This is a genomic window from Ruegeria sp. CK2 (assembly GCF_056536585.1).
Window position 1 is genome coordinate 1 of sequence record NZ_JBQFPW010000045.1, and the last position, 4,301, is coordinate 4,301.

General features: G+C 51.2%; 5 protein-coding genes and 1 pseudogene. 3 read left to right on the plus strand and 3 right to left on the minus strand.

All coding sequences use genetic code 11. The features are described from left to right. Positions 1 to 318 precede the first annotated feature (318 nt). Positions 319 to 577: pseudogene (locus ACR0BU_RS24540) on the minus strand (transposase); the annotation flags it as partial. Between the two features lie 406 nt (positions 578 to 983). Here ACR0BU_RS24540 and ACR0BU_RS24545 point away from each other — a divergent pair. The 3 genes from ACR0BU_RS24545 (at position 984) to ACR0BU_RS24555 (ending at position 3,236) form a co-directional block, all read left to right on the plus strand. Next, positions 984 to 1,877, plus strand: a complete 894-nt coding sequence (locus ACR0BU_RS24545; RefSeq protein WP_298938510.1) for a LysR family transcriptional regulator — start codon at positions 984 to 986, stop codon at positions 1,875 to 1,877. Beyond that, positions 1,874 to 2,581, plus strand: a complete 708-nt coding sequence (locus tag ACR0BU_RS24550) for a ceramidase domain-containing protein (protein WP_480739542.1) — start codon at positions 1,874 to 1,876, stop codon at positions 2,579 to 2,581. Before ACR0BU_RS24545 ends, ACR0BU_RS24550 begins: the two co-directional genes overlap by 4 nt. A 145-nt stretch (positions 2,582 to 2,726) precedes the next feature. Then, on the plus strand, positions 2,727 to 3,236 hold the full coding sequence (locus ACR0BU_RS24555) for a recombinase family protein (RefSeq protein WP_298938511.1): 510 nt from the start codon (positions 2,727 to 2,729) through the stop codon (positions 3,234 to 3,236). Here the strand turns inward: ACR0BU_RS24555 and ACR0BU_RS24560 are convergent. Together ACR0BU_RS24560 and ACR0BU_RS24565 are read right to left on the minus strand one after the other, a co-directional pair. Beyond that, the gene (locus tag ACR0BU_RS24560; protein WP_298938508.1) at positions 3,204 to 3,647 is read right to left on the minus strand and encodes a hypothetical protein; all 444 of its coding nucleotides are present in this window, start codon (positions 3,645 to 3,647) and stop codon (positions 3,204 to 3,206) included. The genes ACR0BU_RS24555 and ACR0BU_RS24560 overlap by 33 nt on opposite strands. A 430-nt stretch (positions 3,648 to 4,077) precedes the next feature. Then, positions 4,078 to 4,301: hypothetical protein (locus tag ACR0BU_RS24565; protein WP_480739544.1), on the minus strand; the 224-nt coding region annotated here is incomplete at its 5' end.

Genomic DNA, 4,301 nt, shown 5'->3' on the forward strand with positions numbered 1-4,301 from the left:
CCCTGACGGACCGCGTGGATCTCTTTGGCGAAGCCTCTTATGCCACCGGGCTCAGCAACGCCGGTGATACCAGCGCTCTGAGTGCAAATGCTGGCCTCAAAATGGTGTTCTAAAGAAACATCGACGCAAATCACTGCATATGATGCTGGAACGTCAGAACGCAGGCAATTCCGGAGCAGCGCAACGACCACGCCGAACATCTGCCTTTTCTCCGCGACACGCCTGAACAAGCCCTTTGAACCTTGACGAAACCTTCACCGTGCTTCGGTCCTCCGTTTCCTAAATATAACGGTGGACCAGTTCAGATGGGGCACTCCACTGGCCGTGCTCAGCGGCCAGACCGACCATCATCTGTGCAAAAACACCCCTATCGCTCCCACCGTTTCCAACGATTGTACAGCGTCTTGTGCGGGCCATAGGCAGCAGGCGCGTCACGCCACCGTAACCCATTGGGATTGATGAAGATAATCCCGCTCAATACACGCCGGTCATCTACGCGTGGCTTGCCGTGGGGCTTTGGGAAGAAGGGCTTCAAACGCGCCATCTGCGCGTCCGTAAGCCAGAAAAGATCAGACATGTTCACCGCTCGTTTTTGAACCGTGAATCACGCTGTAAGGCGGAAATCAATGGGTCCTGACCCTAGGTCCCGCTTTGCCATTTCGTATCACCGTTCATTTCTCTCGCCCGCAAAACAAACCTTAGAAGCCCGACTTCCGCAACGGCGGGTTCGTTGTATCGAAGGAATGGACCGCATCGGGATAGATGATGATATCAACCAAGCACCCCCCGCGTTAGCAACTCATCCTCAAATACTTGGCATGGGGCTCCGGGTGTCCAGTTGTCCTGACCACCTTGGAGACTATGTCGAGCTCGAAGTCCAATATTGATACTCTATTAGAATATAGTCGATAACTATTGTTAATGTGACCATCTTTTGTGCGATTCTTTTAGTGGCTATGCCAAAGAGAAGGCGCACAGAATTCATGGAAATGAATCAAATTCGATATTTTTTGGCAGTTGTTAAATATCGAAACTTCACTCATGCAGCGCAAGCCGAGAACGTTTCTCAACCTTCGCTCACGACCGCCATCCAGAAGATGGAAGACGAGTTGGGCGGTAAGGTGTTTTTGCGCGATCGTGCCGGAAATACTTTGACGCCACTAGGAGCAGTCATTCTTCCGCGCTTAAAGGAAGTGTTGCAGAAAACTCAAAAAGCGATGGTAGATGCCAAACGTCATGTTCGTCTCGAAGGTGTTCCCATCAGTGTCGGAGTTGATGAAGAGCTCGGGTTGGCCAGGATAGCAGACGCGGTAACGCGGCATCAGGCGCGGGCACCGGAGATTAATTTTGAGATCATTGTCGACAAACAAAATGCGCTTCTAAACGGCCTTAGGGAAGGCCATTTTGATATCGCTATAACAAATACCGATGCTGCATCTGAGCTTTATCGGGCGGAGCCACTATACAGCGAAACATACCGCGCTGTTGTTTCCGCTACACACCCGCTCAGCCAAAGGGAAAGCGTGAACTTGGAGGTGTTGGCGGGCAACGAGGCGCTGACCAGAGTTGATAGTGATATGCGTGAAGTCATGTTCAGCTTTTGCGCTGATCGTGGCAACACAATGAATTTCACCTACCGTTCCAACCGGGTTGATTGGCTTCTGGAGTTGGTACGGTTGGGGAGGGGGTTTTTGATCTTGCCCGAGACGGCAATCCCAAGGAGCGAAGAGTTTACCTCACTAACCATTGAGGATGCCAACTTTGAGCGTCACGTGGTTGCGCTTCGGTATATCCACCAAACTTCGCGCCCCGAAGTAAGGGGTTTCATTCAAGAACTGGCCAGGCGCAAGCCAGTAGATGAATGCTGTATGTCATGACGCCGATTGCGTTTATCGACCTATATTGCGAACGGACTGCTCCTGGCTTTTGGAATGAACCAATAAACGCGATCAGCAATGTTGGTTTTGTGATAGCTGCGATTTTAGCGTGGCGTGTATCGCAGAAGCGAGAGGGCTTAGCACCAGATATATGGGAAATAACGCTTTTTGTTTTGGCGGCTCTGATTGGAGTAGGCTCATTCCTGTTCCACACCTTTGCGAACAGCTGCGCTGAACTTGCCGATGTTGTTCCAATTTGGAGTTTTGTCGCGCTCTATGTATTTGTTGTGATCTACAGATCAACAGGTGAAGACGTCAAAAGAACGGTTCGTATTGCCACAATCGCAATATTCGTTGCCGGAACCGTGTTCTGGTTCACGTCAGGCGATATTGTGACCGATACCTATGGTCATGACCACGGTCCAGGCCGGCTTAATGGTTCTTTGCAATACCTTCCTGCCCTGGTCGCGTTGATCATCTTTAGTCTGATAACCACCTTTCGCCGCCACCCGGCACGCCGAATGATCGTTTTCGCGACAATGGCCTTTTCGCTATCACTTGTCATGAGAACAATTGATCATTCGGTATGTGACCTGACAGGCATTGGAACCCATTTCCTTTGGCATATCCTGAACGCCGTTTTGGTCGGCCTGCTGCTGGTTACCCTGGTCCGAGAGTATCCGCCTTTTGCGTCTGCTAAGTAAAGTCCACTAGCCACGGTTGACCGCAACCCTGGACCTTCTAGATCCCATTTGAACAAGTGTCTGTTTACGACGATAGTCACGCCAACAAATCCAATGACTTGCAAGGTGAAAATCTGAAGGGGTTCAAAGGGGATAGCGAGCTGCGATCTATGCGCGGGTTTCGACAACCGATCAGTCCTGCGAACGCCAGCTGCGTGAGCTGGCCGAGTTTGCGGAGCGTGGCGGTTATGATGTCATTGACGTTTTCAAGGAAACTGCGTCAGGCACCAAGTCGAACCGCGCGGAGCGATCAGAAATCATGGAACTGGCTCAAGCCCGGAAAATAGACGCCGTGTTGGTCACCGAGCTTTCCCGGTGGGGGCGCTCCACTCAAGACTTACTCGATTCCCTCAATAAGCTCTCGGGTTTGAAAGTCTCGGTCGTTGCAATGTTCGGTTTGACTTTTCAATTGGACACGCCACACGGGCGCATGACGGCTACGATGCTGGCTGGGATCGCGCAGTTTGAGCGCGATCTGATCAGTGAACGTGTAAAGTCCGGCCTGGCAGCCGCCAGAGAGCGTGGCAAAAAAACATGGCCTATCGCTCGCAGCTTCTCACAGTCCTCAAAAATCTTGGTCAAATCATCTTGCGTCATAACGCCCTCCTTGTTGTGAACTGTTAGGAAGATCATTACCCCATTGCTCATAACAAGCAGCTTCGTCTCGAAGCTTGATGATAACGCGCTGAGGAATTGCAAATCCTTCCAACTTCAACCGCTCTAGATTAACGGCGCAGCCTCTCGGGTTTGTGTGTTTGAACTTCGCTCCAGCGTCCTTATGAGCGATAGGAATCTTTGGGTATTCTTTTTCCCAAACCTCGCATCTGGCTTGTGCTGCGTCAGCCGCCTCACTCATGTCGCCCAAGTCTCGTTCGGTGAGCATTTTTTGGATCATGCCCAACCCGTCCAAGGGTCGTCCTTTGGGGTATCGTTTGGCAGCGACGCGAGTTGTCCATCCGCGCTTCAAATCCCCGCTAACATAGACATCGCAATAGCCGTTGTTGTCTGACCATTTGCAATAAGCCAAGTGTTTCTCCTTACTTTCTCCTACTGTTTCAGGTGAGACCGAGGCTCAGAAGTCGCTGGTAAAAACACGAACGCGTCCATGTTCATCCGTGAGACCGAACTCATCCCGTGATCGTCAAGTGCTTCCGGAGGAGTAAGAACAACTATCGTTCTTGCTCTGAACCTGGGTTTATTAATTCCGGCGTTGCGTGGCTCGGCTAGAGAAAAATTCCCACTCACACCGCGTCACGCTGCACCCGAAGGGGTCTCACTTTATTCTGAGTATACTGGGATCGAAAGCCAATACTGTTGTACTATTGCAGTATAGCCAATATCTATCGCTGATGGGCGATCCGAAAGCCTGCCTATTAATGGCTGCGCTTCTGACGAACGACTTGCAGGAAGCCTCTCCAAACCTTGAGCAGCCTCATCTGACTGGTCCAAGTTGATTGTTAGTGCATCATCGGCTCTTCGTAATGATGCGCAAAGTGGATCGCCCTCATAACAGCGGCCAAGACCTCAGGGTATCGGTTGATAGATATTTTCAGCTCAACTATTGGATATGTCTCGGTCTCGCCTGCAGCATAAACCTGGTGCGGTTCAAGCCGCGTCATCAGATGCGGGGACCATACGACTTGTAGACCTGCACAAATGGTCAAGCAGCGTCGGGGAGCTG